At 39.0% G+C, this 17,229-nt stretch carries 17 protein-coding genes; 10 read left to right on the forward strand and 7 right to left on the reverse strand.

Going from position 1 to position 17,229, the window contains the following annotated elements:
• Positions 1–10: 10 nt before the first annotated feature.
• The 7 genes from CHU_RS15970 to lysA form a co-directional block, all read right to left on the reverse strand.
• Complete coding sequence (locus CHU_RS15970; protein WP_148206040.1) at positions 11–823, reverse strand: IS3 family transposase; 813 nt, start codon at positions 821–823, stop codon at positions 11–13.
• Positions 814–1,215 carry an IS3 family transposase gene (locus CHU_RS19900; RefSeq protein WP_011585551.1) on the reverse strand — a complete coding sequence of 134 codons (402 nt, stop codon included), beginning with the start codon at positions 1,213–1,215 and terminating at the stop codon, positions 814–816. The genes CHU_RS15970 and CHU_RS19900 overlap by 10 nt, the downstream gene beginning before the upstream one ends.
• A 138-nt stretch (positions 1,216–1,353) precedes the next feature.
• On the reverse strand, positions 1,354–2,928 hold the full coding sequence (locus CHU_RS15980) for a T9SS type A sorting domain-containing protein (RefSeq protein ID WP_011586631.1): 1,575 nt from the start codon (positions 2,926–2,928) through the stop codon (positions 1,354–1,356).
• Positions 2,929–3,040: 112 nt separating this feature from the next.
• Entirely contained in the window at positions 3,041–4,645 is a 1,605-nt protein-coding gene (locus tag CHU_RS15985; protein WP_011586632.1) for a fumarate hydratase, read from the reverse strand.
• A 100-nt stretch (positions 4,646–4,745) separates the two neighbouring features.
• Entirely contained in the window at positions 4,746–5,903 is a 1,158-nt protein-coding gene (locus tag CHU_RS15990; protein WP_041932453.1) for a class I SAM-dependent methyltransferase, read from the reverse strand.
• Positions 5,904–6,063: 160 nt separating this feature from the next.
• On the reverse strand, positions 6,064–6,330 hold the full coding sequence (locus CHU_RS15995; protein WP_011586634.1) for a hypothetical protein: 267 nt from the start codon (positions 6,328–6,330) through the stop codon (positions 6,064–6,066).
• A 359-nt stretch (positions 6,331–6,689) separates the two neighbouring features.
• Positions 6,690–7,922, reverse strand: coding sequence for a diaminopimelate decarboxylase (gene lysA / locus CHU_RS16000; protein WP_011586636.1), 1,233 nt, complete (start codon positions 7,920–7,922; stop codon positions 6,690–6,692).
• 556 nt (positions 7,923–8,478) lie between these two features.
• Here lysA and CHU_RS16005 point away from each other — a divergent pair.
• From CHU_RS16005 to CHU_RS16050, 10 genes are all read left to right on the forward strand, one after another.
• Positions 8,479–9,894 (forward strand): anthranilate synthase component I family protein, encoded by a 1,416-nt coding sequence (locus CHU_RS16005; protein ID WP_011586637.1) that lies wholly within the window; start codon positions 8,479–8,481, stop codon positions 9,892–9,894.
• Positions 9,895–9,906: 12 nt separating this feature from the next.
• Positions 9,907–10,485 carry an anthranilate synthase component II gene (locus CHU_RS16010; protein ID WP_011586638.1) on the forward strand — a complete coding sequence of 193 codons (579 nt, stop codon included), beginning with the start codon at positions 9,907–9,909 and terminating at the stop codon, positions 10,483–10,485.
• 239 nt (positions 10,486–10,724) lie between these two features.
• On the forward strand, positions 10,725–11,711 hold the full coding sequence (gene trpD / locus CHU_RS16015; protein WP_011586639.1) for an anthranilate phosphoribosyltransferase: 987 nt from the start codon (positions 10,725–10,727) through the stop codon (positions 11,709–11,711).
• Between the two features lie 4 nt (positions 11,712–11,715).
• Entirely contained in the window at positions 11,716–12,501 is a 786-nt protein-coding gene (trpC, locus tag CHU_RS16020) for an indole-3-glycerol phosphate synthase TrpC (RefSeq protein ID WP_011586640.1), read from the forward strand.
• A 34-nt stretch (positions 12,502–12,535) separates the two neighbouring features.
• Positions 12,536–13,180, forward strand: coding sequence for a phosphoribosylanthranilate isomerase (locus CHU_RS16025; RefSeq protein WP_011586641.1), 645 nt, complete (start codon positions 12,536–12,538; stop codon positions 13,178–13,180).
• Complete coding sequence (locus CHU_RS16030) at positions 13,164–13,859, forward strand: hypothetical protein (RefSeq protein ID WP_011586642.1); 696 nt, start codon at positions 13,164–13,166, stop codon at positions 13,857–13,859. Before CHU_RS16025 ends, CHU_RS16030 begins: the two co-directional genes overlap by 17 nt.
• Before the next feature lie 163 nt (positions 13,860–14,022).
• On the forward strand, positions 14,023–15,219 hold the full coding sequence (trpB, locus tag CHU_RS16035) for a tryptophan synthase subunit beta (protein WP_011586643.1): 1,197 nt from the start codon (positions 14,023–14,025) through the stop codon (positions 15,217–15,219).
• Between the two features lies 1 nt (position 15,220).
• On the forward strand, positions 15,221–16,018 hold the full coding sequence (gene trpA / locus CHU_RS16040; RefSeq protein ID WP_011586644.1) for a tryptophan synthase subunit alpha: 798 nt from the start codon (positions 15,221–15,223) through the stop codon (positions 16,016–16,018).
• Positions 16,019–16,181: 163 nt separating this feature from the next.
• Positions 16,182–16,652 carry a hypothetical protein gene (locus tag CHU_RS16045; protein ID WP_011586645.1) on the forward strand — a complete coding sequence of 157 codons (471 nt, stop codon included), beginning with the start codon at positions 16,182–16,184 and terminating at the stop codon, positions 16,650–16,652.
• Positions 16,653–16,709: 57 nt separating this feature from the next.
• Positions 16,710–17,219 (forward strand): hypothetical protein, encoded by a 510-nt coding sequence (locus CHU_RS16050; protein WP_011586646.1) that lies wholly within the window; start codon positions 16,710–16,712, stop codon positions 17,217–17,219.
• The last annotated feature ends 10 nt before the right edge of the window (positions 17,220–17,229 follow it).

The following is a 17,229-nucleotide window of genomic DNA, read 5'->3' on the forward strand; positions in this document are numbered from 1 at the left end:
GGATTTTTGTTTAATGCACCATTTCTGGCGTTTTCATTTTTAATGATAAATGAGGTCTTACGTTATTATATAATTGTATTGCTTGCTCAGTAAGCTCTTTTGCTACTTGTCTGGTTATTATTTTTTGACCTAATCCAAATTCTTCTTTGAGCGTTCTATTCATCCTTTCAGCTAACGCATTTTCATAAGGGTCAGATTGTTCGGTCATACTTATGCTTACTCCATTGCTATTTGACAATGCTACATATTCTTTACTGCAATACTGAAGCCCTCTGTCAGAATGATGAATCAATTTTGAATCAGGATACTTTCTATTTTTCAATCCCATTTCAAACGCTTTTATCATGGATTCTGTATCCATAGAGTCTGCTATAGAGTAGCCCATTATTTTTCTGCTGTAGGCATCAGTGACCATATTTAAATAGCAGTTTCCTTCATCTGTTTTTATGTATGTGATGTCACTAACCCATACCTGCTCAGGTCTATGTATGATGAGCCCTTTCACTATATTGGGATATTTCCTGAGCCAATGCTTAGACATCGTTGTTTGAATATATCTGCGCCTGGGCTTAATAAGCATATCATAAAACCTTAATATTGAGAAGAGTTTATCCCGGCCAACTTTGAGTTCTGCCTGATCAATAAACGGCTTTATAATATGGTAAGTCTTTTTTCCTCCTAATCTAGGAAGCTGCTTTCTTTGTGTATCTACCAGTTGTTTGATAGCCTTTCTTCTGTCAATGAGTATCAACTCCTGCTTGAGCATTTTGTATAAATACTGACGACTATAACCTAACGTTGAAGCTATACCTTTTACTGTGATAAATCTTCTTTGTTCCCCTTCTCTTTGAAAGCGGCTTCTGAGAGGGGCAAATACTTTTTTCTGATTTCTGTATCAAACAGCTCATCTGCTATGTCAATAGCGGCATTGAGAATTTCTTTCTCGGCTTCCAGGCGTTTTAGTTTACGCTCCAGTTCTTTGATTTGCTTATTGGGGGCCTTCTTTTTCATCTGGTCAGATTCTTTCCAATCCAATCTACCATGTTTTCGTAACCAAGTCAATACGGTACTTCTTCCCTGGATACCATATTTCAATTGTGCCTGCTTGTAGGTTAAGTCCCCTTTTTCTACTTCATCTACTAATTGTAGTTTAAAGGCTAAACTGTAATCTTTTTGAGTCCGCTTTACATAAACTCTTTTTCCTGTCTTTTCCATAAGTTTGACTATTTTGTGTCAACTTATTTCAGGACGATACATGTTCTTAAATAGAAAAGCCCCCGCTGATGCAGGGGCTTTTCTATTTAATTTTATTCATGTAGTGTACTGGTGTACGAATGCCGTACGTATCATCAATTACTCTTTGATGATACGTACGGATTCTTTTCCGTTAATTAAAAGCATATACATACCAGGATTTAAAGCGTGTGCTTGTACACGTAATGTATTTGAATCCTGTTGCCAGTTTGCATCTACTTCACTGCCAACTGCAGAAATTATTTTTACATTTGATACAGGTTGTTGAAACTCTATAGAAACATATTCCTTGCACGGATTCGGATAAGCATTTACTCTCGGAACAGTCACATCGCGTGTGGATGCAGCAACAGAACTACCTTCCAATTTCCAGAGCTGATATTCCGGACCATATGAATGATCAACTTCATTATATCCGGGAGCAATATCACTCGCAGAGAAAAATAAAATATTCCAACAGACAGCAAGACCTGTATTACTGTTAAATGAACCGCAAGTCCCGGCACAAATGTCCGTTACCCGGGTAGTTGAGCTTGCTGTATTCTCAGTCTTCCATAGTTCATAACCATGATCTGCATCACTGGCAACAAAATAAACACTGCCATCAAATTTTATAAAACCATATGCATAATTAGGATTTTGAACGCCTGCTATATTTTGTACGGTATTATTTAGCCCGTCTGAAAAACATAAGCCGCTCCCCGTAAAGTATACGTTCCCATCAATTGATTTTAAATTCTCAGGGTTATAATACCTTGCTCCCATATTTAATTCACTTGTTCCATTTAAAGTACCGTCCGTAACCCAAACAGATTTACCAGTACCTTTATTAGCTACAAAATAAAGTTTGCCATTTGAAGAAGTAAACCAAGGTCTTAAATTATGGTTCTCTTCTTCAAATGAACTTAAGGTTCCGGGATTGATATCTTTTAATAAAGCTGTATTCGCATCAGTACCATCTGTTGACCAAAGCTCAAACCCGATATCAGCAGACGCATTTATAAAAATAAGTTTGTTGTTTACTACATCTGCTGTTACATATGCACCTATTATTAAAGTTGAAGTTGCATTGTCAGATAAAAATTTTATTGTAGACGAAGTGCCATCTGTTACTCCTAATTGACCGTAATAATAATAAATTAATTTATCCTGCAGGGCTTTCAGAAATATGATTGGACGTACAGAAGGTGTTTCATTTTCATCTGCAGGAACAGTTAAAAGCAGTTGTACACTATTCAATGTTCCATCTGTGTAATAAATTGAATTCCCATTTGTAAAATATATTTTGTTATTAAATATTGCAATATTAGTAGCGTACAGGTTTTGTATACCTGTAAGCGATACAGTACCTTGCAGCGTTCCATCTGTAATCCAAAGAGTGGATATGTAATCTTTTCTACCACAAAAAACTACTTTATCACCAAAAACAGTAAAATTACTTACCTCACTAAATTCATCTAATAACAGAGCTCTATTTTCATTGCCTGTAACAGCATACACATTTTGCATTTCTATAGAAGATGCTAAATAAATAATTTTATTATTAATTGAAGCAATGTTTCGAATCTGATATCCGTTGCTATTATATCCTGAATGTTTCCATACCTGTTGCTGTGCTGTTGAACTAATCATTACACCGAATGAACAAAATAGTAACCATAATAATTTTTTCATAATCTTAATTGCTGCTAATTGTATTAATAGGCCAAATATAAATCAATAAAAATCGCAATCATAAAAAGACCTGTGAGTTCAAAATCTCACAGGTCTGATAAATTTATATAATTTACAGATTCGCGAAGAAGTCATTTCCCTTATCATCGCAAATAATGAAAGCCGGAAAATCAACGACTTCAATCTTACGTACGGCTTCCATACCCAACTCTTCGAAGTCAACTACTTCAACCGATTTAATATTTTCTTTTGCTAATATCGCTGCTGGTCCGCCGATAGAGCCCAGATAGAACCCACCGAATTCTTTGCATGCATCTGTTACTGCTTTAGAACGGTTTCCTTTTGCAAGCATGATCATGGAGCCGCCCTGGCTCTGGAATAAATTCACATAGGAATCCATACGGCCGGCTGTTGTCGGACCAAAGCTTCCGGATGGCATACCTTCCGGTGTTTTCGCCGGGCCGGCATAATATACCGGATGATTTTTGAAATACTCCGGCATTGGTTTTCCTGCATCAAGCAATTCTTTGATCTTCGCGTGTGCAATATCACGCGCAACGATTAATGTGCCTTTTAATTTCAAACGGGTTTTAATCGGATACTGAGAAAGCAGTTTCAATACATCTGCCATCGGCTGATTCAGATCAACTTCTACAGCCTTTTCCAGATGTGGCGCCTGTGCCGGTAAAAATTTCTCCGGATTGGTCTCCAATGCTTCGATGAAAATACCTTCTTCCGTAATTTTTGCTTTGATGTTTCGATCAGCAGAACAGCTTACACCAATACCAACCGGACAAGACGCCGCGTGACGTGGTAAACGGATCACTTTTACATCGTGTGTAAAATATTTACCGCCAAACTGCGCACCGATCAAACTCTCCTGGCAGATCAATTGTACTTTCTCTTCCCATTCAAGATCACGGAATGCCTGTCCGCCCATGTTACCTTCTGTTGGAAGTTCATCGTAATAACCTGCTGATGCCAATTTAACAGCTTTCAGGTTCGCTTCGGCCGATGTACCGCCAATCACTAATGCCAGGTGATATGGAGGGCAGGCAGACGTACCCAGGTCTTTGATTTTATTTTTAACAAACTCGGCTAAACTGTTTTCATTCAGTAACGCTTTCGTTTGCTGATACAAATATGTTTTGTTTGCAGAGCCTCCGCCCTTTGCCATAAACAAAAACTTATATTCGTTTCCCTGTTCGGCATAAATGTCAATCTGAGCAGGCAGGTTTGTGCCGGAATTTTTTTCTTCGAACATCGTGATCGGCACTACCTGAGAGTAACGCAGATTTTTTTCCTGATATGTATTGTAAATTCCTTTTGACAAAGCTTCTTCATCATTAGCACCTGTCCAAACGTTTTCACCTTTTTTCCCCATTACAATGGCAGTACCTGTATCCTGGCAGGAAGGGAGCTTACCTTCACCGGCAGTAGATGCATTCTGCAATAAGGTATATGCTACGAAACGATCGTTATCCGTTGCTTCCGGATCTTTAATAATTTTTGCAAGTTTTTCTAAATGCGAGGAGCGCAGATAAAATGATACATCAGCCAATGCTTTCTCCGCCACTAATTCCAGTGCTTTGGGATCAATTTTAAGAATTTTACGGCCATCAACTTCAATGGTTGAAACATAATCCGTACTGATCAATTTATACGGCGTAGGGTCTTTCTTTAGAGGAAACGCTTTTTGATAATTAAATTCAGGCATGGTAGTATTTAATCTAATGTTGAATGGGGATTTCTATTTGTGCCGTCTGGCATTTTTTTATACGTGTGAATACGCGATTGGTATGTTTAATTTTTATATTTTATTTGACCAGCTTTTCCAGATAATGGAAATCAATATGAAATTCTTTTTTGATACCTTCAATTTTGGATTGCAGGGTCCGGTCTTCAATTATATTTTCCGCTTTGGCTCCTACAAGCATTACATTCTTGCGGGTATGTTCGTTTGAAATAAATTCAAACACCTTTGTATGATAGCTGTGCTGCTCCAGGATCAACGCACGGATGGTGTCCGTTACCATTTCAAACTGACGTTCTTTAAATATTCCAAACTTCAGCAAAGGGCTTTCCTGTTCAATTCCTTTTACCTGCTGGCGAATCTGCTTATGGCAGCAGGGAGCACACACAATCAGTTTTGCATCCGACACAATGCCTTTGTAAATAGCATCATCGGTAGCCGTATCGCAGGCATGCAAAGCAATTAATATGTCGATCTGCTTCTCTGTATATTTTTGAATAGGCTTGCAGATAAATGAGAGTTTGCTGAAACCACATGTTGAAGCAATGTCATTACAATACGTAACCAACTCTTCGCGCAGCTCAATACCTGTTACCCGTACGTTCAATCCTTTATCATGAACGAGGTAATCATAAAGCGCAAAGGTTAAGTATCCTTTACCGGAACCCATATCTACGATGTGCACCTCTTCAGGCAACTTTACCGATTCAATCAGGTCTTCTATAATCTCTAAATATTTATTTATCTGGCGGTATTTATCGGCCATCTTCGGAATCAATATGCCGTTGGCATCTGTAATACCCAAATGCATTAAATATGCCTGATCTCCGGATGCACGTTTGACTTTCTGGCGGTCGTGCGAAACATGCTGTGACGCGGAAAAAGTGGGCTTGCTTTTTTGCACCGTTATCTTTCCCTTTTTAGAGCGTAAGAATGAAAAATCCTTTTCGGTCGTAAATAATACTGCATTCCGAAATGTATGGGTTAAGCATTTTTCAATTTCGCGGATTCCTGCTTCGATTGTATGGTTTTTTACCTGATCGTTTGTTTTATACCGATAGGTGATGGATAAATTACCCACCTGTTTGATTTCAATATACCGCACATAAAGTGTCTGCAGACTTTCCTGTTTGCTGACAGGGTTACTCACTGTCATTTTTACAAACGTATGATCAGACAAACTACGGGCTAGTTCATGCATCAATTCCTGTACCTCGTTCATAGTACAAAGATACGCATTAGTATCCGGACGGTAAAGCGTGTTCAGGGGCTTAACATATTAGCGCCCTGTTATTAGTTAAAAAATAGTACAGACTAAATGAAAGGGCAATAAAAAAGCCCGAAGCATCAGCTCCGGGCTTTCAATTCTTGTAAGAAACGAATTACTTAGCAGCTTTTTTAGCTACTGCTTTCTTAACAGCTTTTTTAGCTACTTTTTTAGCTGCTGGTTTTTTAGCCGCTGCTTTTTTAGCTACTTTCTTAGCTGCAGGTTTTTTAACTGCTGCTTTCTTAGCTACTTTTTTAGCTGCTGGTTTTTTAACTGCTGCTTTTTTAGCTACTTTTTTAACTGCTGCTTTTTTCACAGCTGGTTTCTTAGCTGCTACTTTTTTCGCAACTGGTTTCTTAGCGGAAGCTTTTGCTTTTGCCATGATGTAATCCTCCTTTTTTGTAATTAAATAAATCCTATATAAAAAATACTCGACTAAAAGTTAATTCAATACTATATAAATTATTTTAAACTTCCAAATACCAAACAACCAACCAACTACGTTTTCAATTGCTTTAACGGTGGATAATTCAAAAGGTTATATCTGCCCGAAGATTTTTTTATTGATAATATTTTTTTATAGAAATAGTATCAAACGCCTGTATCCCTTTATTCATGCCATTTTCAGAGATAACAAAAAAGGTCACACAGAAAAATATCCTGTATGACCCAATCCTTTTTTTTATTTTTTCCAGGGAAAACGTACCCGAAAAAAAATTTTATTTTTTTCGAAAAAATTTTCTACAATTCTACATCGATCTGATTTTTTAACAAATCTTCCATCGTTTCGCGTTTACGAATCAACTGATGTTTGCCTTTATGAACAAGAACTTCGGCAGGTCTGAAACGTGAGTTGTAATTTGAACTCATGCTGAATCCATATGCACCTGCATTTTTTAAACCAATGATATCACCGGCTTTTGTTTCTTCAATAAATAAATCCGAACCGAATGTATCCGTCTCGCAAATGTATCCTACCACGGTATACATTTTTTTATCGCCATCCGGGTTGCTCACATTCACAATGTCATGGTGAGAGCCATACATCATTGGTCTGATCAGGTGATTCAGTCCGGAGTTAACACCAATGAAATTACAGGCAGGCGTTTCCTTAATCACCGTACACGTAACCAGCAGCATGCCCGATTCACTTACTAAAAACTTTCCCGGTTCAAACCAGATGTCTAATTTTTTACCATAGTTTAAACAGAATGCATTAAACGAGTCTGTCATTTTTTTACCAAGCTCTTCAATGTCGGTTACGTAATCACCTTCTTTGTATGAAACTTTAAAGCCGCTTCCGAAATCCAGAAACGTAAGTTTATCAAACTGCATGGCTACGGAATAAACAACTTCAGCTGCGCGGACAAATGCATCGGCACTTTTGAAATCCGATCCGCTGTGTACGTGTACCCCGTTTACAAGGATTTCATATTCGTCTACTACTTCATAGATCTCATTCACCTGTTCAATGGAGATTCCAAATTTAGAACCTTTGTGACCGGTCATGATTTTAACATTTCCTCCGGCATCAATATGCGGATTGATGCGTACACAGCATGGAACGCTGCTCCCATAAACTTGGCCGAATTGTTTCAAGAACGGAATGTTGTCAATGTTTATCTGAACACCATACCCTACTGCTTCTTCAATTTCTGAAAAATCAACACAGTTTGGCGTGAACATAATGTCCTTTTTATCAAAACCAGCCTTTAGCGCCAGTTGCAGCTCCTGAATGGAAACAACATCTACTCCTGCACCGGCACCTTTTAATAATTTTAAAATGGCCTGATTGGTTAATGCTTTCGCTGCATATTTAATGCGCACATTCACGCCTGAAAAAGCATCGTGTAACCGTTTATATTGAGAAAGTATTTTTTCACTGTTATAAACATACAATGGCGTGCCATATTCGGTTGCTAATTCAGTCAGGGAAACTCCTTGAAATTCGTACGTGCGGTTTGTTACTTGCATACAGGGTAATAATTACTTATGAAATACAAATATACTAAGTGTAAATCGTATTGTTCACCCTTGTTTCTTTTTTGATAGTTTTTTTGAAGCCTTGGCCTGCCATGCGTTCGATGTGCTTATTTTGCTAACGTGAAGGAAGGTCTCCTTGTGGTCTCTTTCTGGTCTCTCCCTGGGGTACTTCGGTGATCCTGCTGTTTTTAAGTAAAAATGGCACTTGATTGGTATCAGATAGTAAAGATTGCGAGTGTTTATTAAAGTCAGATGCATTATTGGTTATAAAAGCCGGGAATGAACGTATACATGCAGATCTTTAAAAGAAATACAGAAGCGTATCTATGTATAAGCTAATTTTTTGGTGGTGCCATTTGGAAATTGAAAATTCCCCCATATCTTTGTAACCATGAAAACAATTACAGGAACTAAACAATTGTGGTGGTGCGTGAACTAATCAGTTCGTGAACATGCTGCTGTGTCCTGTTTGAAAATATATCAAAAAAGAGGCTTGCTGTTCACGGCAAGCCTCTTTTATTTTATTAGGATTTAGGAAATTTCAATTATGAAAACATATACATTAAAGCTTACCTATAAAAAAATACTTGCCGATACTACTACACCGGTAAGCATGTATTTAAAATTGCGCGACAAGTTTCCGCAAACCATGCTGCTGGAAAGTTCCGATTACCATGGCAACCAGGATATTTATTCCTATATCTGCTGCAATCCCATTGCAGGGATAAAAATTGACAAAGGATATTTTACAGAATATTATCCGGATGGCACATTGAATAATCTGGATATTGAAGAAACAAACGTTCCTGAACAGATTACCAAATTTGTAAAACGATTTAAGGTAGATGAAAAGAAGTTTCCATTTACCAGCAGCGGAATTTTCGGTTACACGGCATACGACGCCGTTCGTTATTTCGAGGATATTAAAATCAAAACGTTTGAAACCGATTACCGCAAAATACCCGATCTGCAATACCACATCTACCGCTTTATATTAGTATTCAACCATTTTAACAATGAATTAACCATTGTTGAAAATTACCCGGAAGGCGTTGAATACACGGACAACAGCTCCATCGAACAGATTGAATCTTATTTAAACAGCCGTAATTTCGCTTCATACGAATTCCGTCTGGCAGATCGGGAAGAGTCGAATTTTACGGATGAAGAATTTTTAAAAGTATTACAAAAAGGTAAAGATCATTGCAGAAGAGGCGATGTGTTCCAGATCGTACTTTCGCGCAGATTCTCCAGACAATATATCGGCGATGATTTTAACGTGTACAGAAGTTTGCGTTCAATAAATCCTTCCCCGTATTTATTTTATTTCGATTACGGCAGTTTCCGTTTATTCGGGTCTTCTCCTGAGGCGCAGATTGTGGTAAAAGAAGATAAAGCAAGCATCTACCCGATCGCCGGTACATTCAGACGCACAGGAGACGACATAAAAGATTATGATCTTGCCATGCAGTTGTTAAACGATCCGAAAGAAAATTCGGAACACATCATGCTGGTAGATCTGGCACGGAATGACCTGAGCAGACATTGCCACGATGTGGAAGTTGAAACATTAAAAGAAGTTCAATACTATTCGCACGTTATTCACCTGGTTTCAAAAGTAACAGGCAAGATGGATAATAAAGATGCATTCATGAATATTGTTGGTGATACCTTCCCGGCAGGTACCTTATCAGGCGCCCCAAAACATAATGCCATGCAGATCATTGACCGCAATGAACACGGCAACCGTGGTTTCTATGGCGGTGCAATCGGTTTCATCGGTTTCAATGGTGAATTCAATCACGCCATTATGATCCGGACCATTATGAGTAAAGACAATATTTTATTCTACCAGGCGGGTGCCGGTGTTGTAGACTTATCAGACATTAACAGTGAACTGCAGGAAGTAAACAACAAGCTGGCCGCTCTTAAAAAAGCCATTGAAATGGCTGAAAAAATTTAAACAGGAAGTATTATGAATAAAAATATATCGATACTGGTTTTAGACAACTACGATTCGTTTACCTATAACCTGGTACATATTATAAAAGCATTGGGGTATACCAATCTTGAAGTACACAGAAACGATAAGATAACACTGGACGAAATTCAGCGCTTTGATAAAATCCTGTTATCTCCCGGACCGGGTATTCCGTCAGAAGCAGGTATTCTGCAGGATGTGATCCGTACGTATGCCGGCAAAAAAAGTATTTTCGGTGTATGCCTCGGTCACCAGGCTATTGGTGAGGTATTTGGTGGTACATTAACCAATCTTGAAAAAGTATATCACGGTATTGCTTCCAAAACACAGATTCTGAATAAAGGTGTTTTATTTGAAGGATTGCCGGAAGAAATTACAACAGGCAGATATCATTCCTGGGTAGTGGATACAAAAAATTTCCCGGACGTGCTTGAAATCACGGCAACCGATGAACAGGGAAAAATCATGGCATTAAAACACAAAACGCTTGATCTGGTTGGCGTGCAGTTTCATCCGGAATCTATCTTAACAGAGTTCGGGAAGAAGATGGTACAGAACTGGCTGGAAGCCTAGGGCCAAATAACAAATTCCAAAAGACAAATAACAAACAGCTTTACCATGGTCTGTGACACACAGACCATTTCAAAAAATCAAATTTCGTTCTGTGTGCCACAGACCGGGGAACGAGGACTAAAAGGCTGAAAGCCCCATCACCGTGGTCTGTGACACACAGACCACTTCTCACTTCCGTTCTGTGTGCCACAGACCACGGAGCAAAAGAATAAATACGAGATCAATTTATTGATACAAATATGAAAGATTTATTACAACAACTGACCAGTCACTACCGCTTAACGAAAGAAGAAGCGAAAGAGGCTATGTTGGCTATTGGAAACGGAAAAATAAATGCCGCTCAGGTTGCAGCTTTTATTTCTGTATATATGATGCGCAGTATCACGGTTGCTGAATTACAGGGCTTCCGCGAAGCGTTGCTGGAAATGTGTCTGGATGCTGATCTTTCTGAATACGATCCGATTGATATTGTTGGTACCGGAGGAGATGGAAAAGATACCTTTAATATCTCTACGTTGTCTTGTTTTGTAGTAGCCGGTGCAGGTATTAAAGTAGCCAAACACGGGAACTACGCCGTATCTTCTAGCTGCGGCTCTTCCAATGTAGTGGAATACTTAGGATACAAATTTTCGAACAGCAAAGATGTATTGCGTAAACAGATTGAAGAAGCAAACTTCTGCATGCTGCATGCACCGCTGTTCCACCCTGCGTTGAAAAATGTTGCTCCGGTACGGAAAGAACTGGGTATGCGTACCATTTATAATATGCTCGGGCCACTGGTGAATCCTGCTCTACCGACATATCATTTATTAGGTACATTTAATATGGATCTGGCACGTTTGTACGGATACATTCACCAAAGCTTAAACAGTAAATTTGCTATTGTACATGCGCTGGACGGTTACGATGAAATTTCATTAACGGGAGGTTTCAAAGTTATTTCCAATCAGCTTGACCGCGTACTTGAGCCGGATGATATGGGACTGCATACGTATAAAGCAGCAGAGTTATCGGGTGGTAAAACGGTTGAAGATGCAGCAAAAATATTCATTGAAGTATTGGAAAATAAATCAACACGTGCACAGAAAGAAGTGGTACTGGCAAATGCCGGCTTAGCCATTTCCATCGCCAAACCCGATATTTCCTTATTCGACGCCATCGCAACAGCCCGCGAATCGTTAGAGAGCGGACAGGCATACGAATGTTTTAAAAAAGCAGTTAAGTAAGATCATGAATATCCTGGATAAAATAATTGAACATAAGTGGACAGAAATAGCTGACAGAAAAGCAGCGGTTCCCGTTGAAGAACTTCGCAGGTCTTCTTTATATAACCGACCTACCCTTTCGTTCAAAAAATATTTAAGTAATCCGGCATTGAGCGGTGTTATTGCTGAACATAAACGGCAATCACCTTCAAAAGGCGTAATCAATGCGAACGTTGATCTGAAACAAGTTGTTACAGGTTATCAGGCTGCAGGTGCAAGCGCTTGTTCGGTTTTAACAGATACAAAATTCTTTGGCGGAACAACCGAAGATTTATTACAGGCACGTGCACTGATACAGATTCCTATTTTACGCAAAGACTTCATGGTAGATGAATACCAGATTGAAGAAGCGCGTGCCATGGGAGCGGATGTTATTCTATTAATCTCTGCCTGCTTAACACCGCAGCGGATTAAAGAATTGTCGGAATATGCACACAAACTTGACTTAGAAGTGTTGCTTGAAGTACACAATGCGGAAGAGCTTGAAGGAAATTTAATTGACACGGTTGATGTTATTGGTGTAAATAACCGGAACTTAAAGACATTTGACGTAAGCATTCAGACATCCATTGATGTGGCCAAACACATTCCGGAGCGTTACATCAAAGTTTCCGAAAGCGGTATCGACGATCCGAAAACAATTATTGAATTGAAAAAACACGGCTACACGGGCTTTCTGATTGGTGAATCATTTATGAAAACCAATGATCCCGGAGCGGCGCTGAAAAAATTAGTAGCGGAGTCCAAGTAAAAAAACCTATGAGGTTTTTCTAAATAAAGTAACGATGAAACTGAAAGTTTGTGGTATGAAGTATCCCGATAATGTAAGCGCAGCGACAGCACTGGCGCCGGATTACATGGGTTTTATTTTCTACAAACCATCCAAAAGATATTGTGGCGAAACACTTACACCAGCATTTGTAAAAGGATTACCTGCTTCTATTATAACAACAGGTGTTTTTGTAAATGAATCGTTGGAAAAAGTTCTCCGCATTTGTGCATCGTACGGATTCAAAGCTGTTCAGCTACATGGCCACGAAACACCGGATTTCTGTTTAAGCTGTAAAGAAGCTGGTCTGGAAGTCATTAAAGTTTTTCATGTTGGCGAAGAAATGGATTGGTCAATCTTAGAACCGTATAAAAAGGCCACAGACTATTTCCTGTTCGATACTAAAACACCTGAATATGGTGGTAGCGGTAACCGCTTCAACTGGGAATTGCTGAAACAATATGACAATGAAATTCCGCTGTTTTTAAGCGGCGGTGTGGATGAAACGATTTTAGAAGAATTGGATATACTTAAGAACGTTAACATCTATGCGCTGGATATTAACAGCCGCTTTGAGTCAGAGCCGGGCTTGAAAGATGTAGCCCGGATTAAAAAATTTAAGTCAGCATTAATTTCTGCTTCCGATGGATACCATTCTTAAATCTTCATTCGAATTAAAAAGTGTTGTTCCCTGGGGCAGGACACTGGAAGAATATCAAACATTTTTTCAGTTAACAGAAGAAGATTTACATAAAAATATTCTAAGTATAGGTGACGGTCCGGCAAGTTTTAATAGTGAAATGCATCAAAAAGGAAACCGTGTGCTTTCATTGGATCCAATTTATGCCTTTTCTACTGAACAGCTTCTGGATCGTATCCAGGAAACCCGCACAGAAGTAATGATGCAGGTAAGAAACAATGCAGAAAAATTTGTCTGGACAACAATAAAAAATCCGGATGAGTTAGAACGAATCCGGTTACAGGCTATGTCTGCATTTATTAAAGACTTTGCAGCCGGTAACGCTGAGAATAGATATGTAGCGCATGAAATGCCTACGGCCATTGATTGCCCAGATAATAGCTTTGATCTTGGATTAAGTTCACATTTTCTGATTCTGTATTCAACATTAGGTTTGGACTTTCATATTCAATCAATAACTGAAATGCTCAGACTTTGCAAAGAAGTACGGATATTTCCGCTGTTAAATCTGAATGCTGAAAAATCAGACGTTTTGGACGAAATTGTTGAACACTTCAGCAAAGACTACACTGTAGAAATTAAGGAAGTAGCTTACGAGTTTCAGAAAAACGGAAATCAATTGCTTTCAATTAAAAAATAATATATTATGGATTGCTTTTTATTTCATCGTATAACAACCCGCTCAGAATTCGTACATGAACGATGGCGCAGCATATAATAGCAATCTTAATTATCATAATAATATAACCACATGCTTTAGGCTCCGCCGCGGCGGAAAGCCTTAAGCTTTAAGCATACACAAAATGAACTATAACGTAGATAAAAAAGGATACTATGGAAATTTCGGTGGAGCGTTTATTCCCGAAATGCTGTATCCCAATGTTGAAGAACTTCGTGAAAATTATTTAAAGATTATCAACGATGAATCTTTTCAAAAGGAATATCAAGACCTCCTTAAAAATTATGTAGGCAGACCTACTCCTTTGTATTTGGCAAAACGCTTATCTGAAAAATATAACGCTACCATTTATTTAAAGCGTGAAGATCTGTGTCACACAGGTGCACACAAGATCAACAATACGATCGGCCAGATCCTGATCGCAAAGCGTATGGGTAAAACCCGTATTATTGCTGAAACAGGTGCCGGCCAGCACGGTGTTGCAACGGCTACAGCCTGTGCATTAATGGGCATGCCGTGTGTGGTGCATATGGGCGCTGTTGACATGGACAGACAAAAACCAAATGTTGAGCGCATGCGCATGTTAGGTGCTGAAGTTATACCTGCTATGACCGGTAGCCGCACGCTGAAAGATGCGACAAACGAAGCGTTACGCGATTGGATCAATAACCCGGTTGATACATTCTATATCATTGGTTCTGTTGTGGGGCCGCACCCATATCCGGATATGGTTGCCCGCTTACAGGCAGTAATCAGCGAAGAGATTATTGATCAGCTGCAGGAAACAACCGGTAATCCTGATCCTACACATGTGATTGCATGCGTTGGCGGCGGCAGTAATGCAGCCGGTTCGTTTTATCATTTCCTTGATCGCCCGAATGTAGAATTGATTGCTGTTGAAGCTGCAGGTGAAGGTGTATATTCCGGTTATTCTGCCGCAACTACGTTCTTAGGTAAACCAGGTGTGTTGCACGGCAGCAAAACCTTGCTGATGCAGACAGAAGATGGTCAGGTTGTAGAACCACATTCTATTTCTGCAGGCCTGGATTATCCGGGCATCGGGCCCATGCATGCCAACTTATTTGAAACCGGCCGTGCAAAATTCTTTAGCATAACAGATAAAGAAGCGTTCCAGGCCGCATTCATGCTGGCTCGTACAGAAGGCATCATTCCTGCTTTGGAATCAGCGCATGCAGTGGCCGCCCTTGAAAATATTGCATTGAAAAAATCTGATGTGGTAGTTGTCAATTTATCCGGCCGCGGCGATAAAGATATGATGACATACATTACAAGAAAAGAAGAATTCTTAACAAACAACTAATATGGAGACAACAACAAAGGTTTCAAACAGATTAACAGCGTTGTTTCAAAATAAAAGCAACAACTTACTGAACATATATTTTACAGCGGGTTACCCAACGTTACACGATACGGTAACTGTTTTGAAAGCCTTGGAGAAAGCGGGCGTTGACATGGTTGAAATAGGTATGCCTTATTCCGATCCGGTTGCCGACGGACCGGTAATTCAACAAAGCAGCCTGGACGCAATTAATAATGGAATGACCATTAAAACCTTGCTGCAGCAATTAAAAGATATTCGTAAAGAAGTTACCATTCCGATTTTATTAATGGGTTATTTCAATACGGTTATGCAGTACGGCGTCGAGAAATTCATGAAAGAGATCAGCGAAATTGGCATAGATGGTGTTATTCTTCCTGACTTACCATTGGATGAATACATTGAGCACTATCAATCCATTTGTGAGTCGAATAACATTTCAAACGTTTCATTGATCACACCGAATACTTCTGACGAACGGCTGCTTGTAATTGATAACATCACACAAGGTTTCATTTACATGGTTTCTACAAACAGCACTACCGGAAACGATGCTAAAAAAACAGAAGATAATCACGACGCTTATTTCAGCCGAATTAAAAACATGGGGTTAAAAAGCCCGCGTATGATTGGCTTCAATATCAAAGACCATAAAACATTCACCGATGCCTGCACGTATGCAAATGGCGCAATTATCGGATCGGCCTTTGTACGCCTGCTTGCTCAAAGCAAACATCTTGAACGAGATATTCTAACTTTTGTATCAGAAATTCGAAAATAAAAAGAAGCCCTAACGATGTGTTAGGGCTTCTTTTTTGTTATAACTCACAGAGATACAAATTGTTGAATAATAATTTTTGATATATTTTTTTAACATTTGTTAACTCAATAGAAATAACCTCGTACCTTTGTCCTGGTAACGTTAGACAACCCTTTTTATATCTATGAAAACTAAATGTATACTAACACTTTTTTTAGTAGTTTCATTAACTACACTTACCTTCGCAACTGATTCAACATCCATCTATGGTTCCTGGAAATTACAGTCCTACCACATCTACACCAACAGCAAAGGGATGGATACGACGTACTTTACCACCGGCCATATCGATTTTAATTCCAATCACACCTATTCAACCAATCATCTGCAAATGTGTTTTATGGAAGGAAATAATTTTTATTGTCCGCCGAATACACAGGGTGATTGGGACTTTACAAGCAAAAATGTACTAAAGCTCACCTACGCAGACAGGCAGCTTATCTGCGACGGACAATGCCCTGATATTATGTCACGCCATGGTGTATATGTAAAGGCGCTCAATAAAGGTACTATGATTCTGCGCACAGAGTATTATAATGGCCCGCGTAAACATCGTTTAGTAATTGATGCATATTTGGTAAGAAAGATTGAGTAGTAGCATTTTTTTTATAACTTTAATGAGAGGTGATTTATAATCATTAAAGTTTCAGCTATGATCGTTATCGATTTATTTATAACGGAAAAATGTATTCGTGATTCTGATGGCCCTAATTATGACCTGGATGATGCCAAAGTAGAAGACTGGATTTTTACCATTACTTCAACGATTGGTGCCTATGGCAGTAAAAAAGATTTTTCTATCCTTATCCACGTTCCAAAATCGCTTACTGAACTTGATGTAGCAAGCATCTCCGCTAAACTTCGTGAATTTCACCACATTCATACGATTGAACTGAAAAGTGAGCTTATGGTAATGAAAACGCAATCCCTGGACGCCCTAAGCAAAGGTGTGCCTATTATGATTGCTGCACTGAGCCTCAACTTTGTGATCGAAAAAGATCATAATTATTTCGAATTCATTCTGAAAGAATCCTTATACATATTCGGCTGGGTAAGCATGTGGAAACCCATTGAATTATTGCTATACGATCGCTGGCCACTCAACCGCAAACTTAAATCGTATGACAAAATGTTAACACTACCGATTTCAATCATTTCATAAATTTCATTCT

The organism is Cytophaga hutchinsonii ATCC 33406 (genome assembly GCF_000014145.1).
GTDB lineage: Bacteria > Bacteroidota > Bacteroidia > Cytophagales > Cytophagaceae > Cytophaga > Cytophaga hutchinsonii.

What these genes read in the sequence shown, in the direction of transcription:
- CHU_RS15990 (WP_041932453.1), bottom strand. Translation starts at nt 5,903, where the DNA reads ATGAACGAGGTACAGGAATTGATGCATGAACTAGCCCGTAGTTTGTCT.
- lysA (WP_011586636.1), bottom strand. Translation starts at nt 7,922, where the DNA reads ATGCAAGTAACAAACCGCACGTACGAATTTCAAGGAGTTTCCCTGACT.
- trpC (WP_011586640.1), top strand. Translation starts at nt 11,716, where the DNA reads ATGAATATCCTGGATAAAATAATTGAACATAAGTGGACAGAAATAGCT.
- CHU_RS16045 (WP_011586645.1), top strand. Translation starts at nt 16,182, where the DNA reads ATGAAAACTAAATGTATACTAACACTTTTTTTAGTAGTTTCATTAACT.
- trpD (WP_011586639.1), top strand. Translation starts at nt 10,725, where the DNA reads ATGAAAGATTTATTACAACAACTGACCAGTCACTACCGCTTAACGAAA.
- CHU_RS16050 (WP_011586646.1), top strand. Translation starts at nt 16,710, where the DNA reads ATGATCGTTATCGATTTATTTATAACGGAAAAATGTATTCGTGATTCT.
- CHU_RS16030 (WP_011586642.1), top strand. Translation starts at nt 13,164, where the DNA reads ATGGATACCATTCTTAAATCTTCATTCGAATTAAAAAGTGTTGTTCCC.
- CHU_RS16025 (WP_011586641.1), top strand. Translation starts at nt 12,536, where the DNA reads ATGAAACTGAAAGTTTGTGGTATGAAGTATCCCGATAATGTAAGCGCA.
- CHU_RS19900 (WP_011585551.1), bottom strand. Translation starts at nt 1,215, where the DNA reads ATGGAAAAGACAGGAAAAAGAGTTTATGTAAAGCGGACTCAAAAAGAT.
- CHU_RS15985 (WP_011586632.1), bottom strand. Translation starts at nt 4,645, where the DNA reads ATGCCTGAATTTAATTATCAAAAAGCGTTTCCTCTAAAGAAAGACCCT.
- CHU_RS16005 (WP_011586637.1), top strand. Translation starts at nt 8,479, where the DNA reads ATGAAAACATATACATTAAAGCTTACCTATAAAAAAATACTTGCCGAT.
- CHU_RS15995 (WP_011586634.1), bottom strand. Translation starts at nt 6,330, where the DNA reads ATGGCAAAAGCAAAAGCTTCCGCTAAGAAACCAGTTGCGAAAAAAGTA.
- trpB (WP_011586643.1), top strand. Translation starts at nt 14,023, where the DNA reads ATGAACTATAACGTAGATAAAAAAGGATACTATGGAAATTTCGGTGGA.
- CHU_RS15980 (WP_011586631.1), bottom strand. Translation starts at nt 2,928, where the DNA reads ATGAAAAAATTATTATGGTTACTATTTTGTTCATTCGGTGTAATGATT.
- trpA (WP_011586644.1), top strand. Translation starts at nt 15,221, where the DNA reads ATGGAGACAACAACAAAGGTTTCAAACAGATTAACAGCGTTGTTTCAA.
- CHU_RS16010 (WP_011586638.1), top strand. Translation starts at nt 9,907, where the DNA reads ATGAATAAAAATATATCGATACTGGTTTTAGACAACTACGATTCGTTT.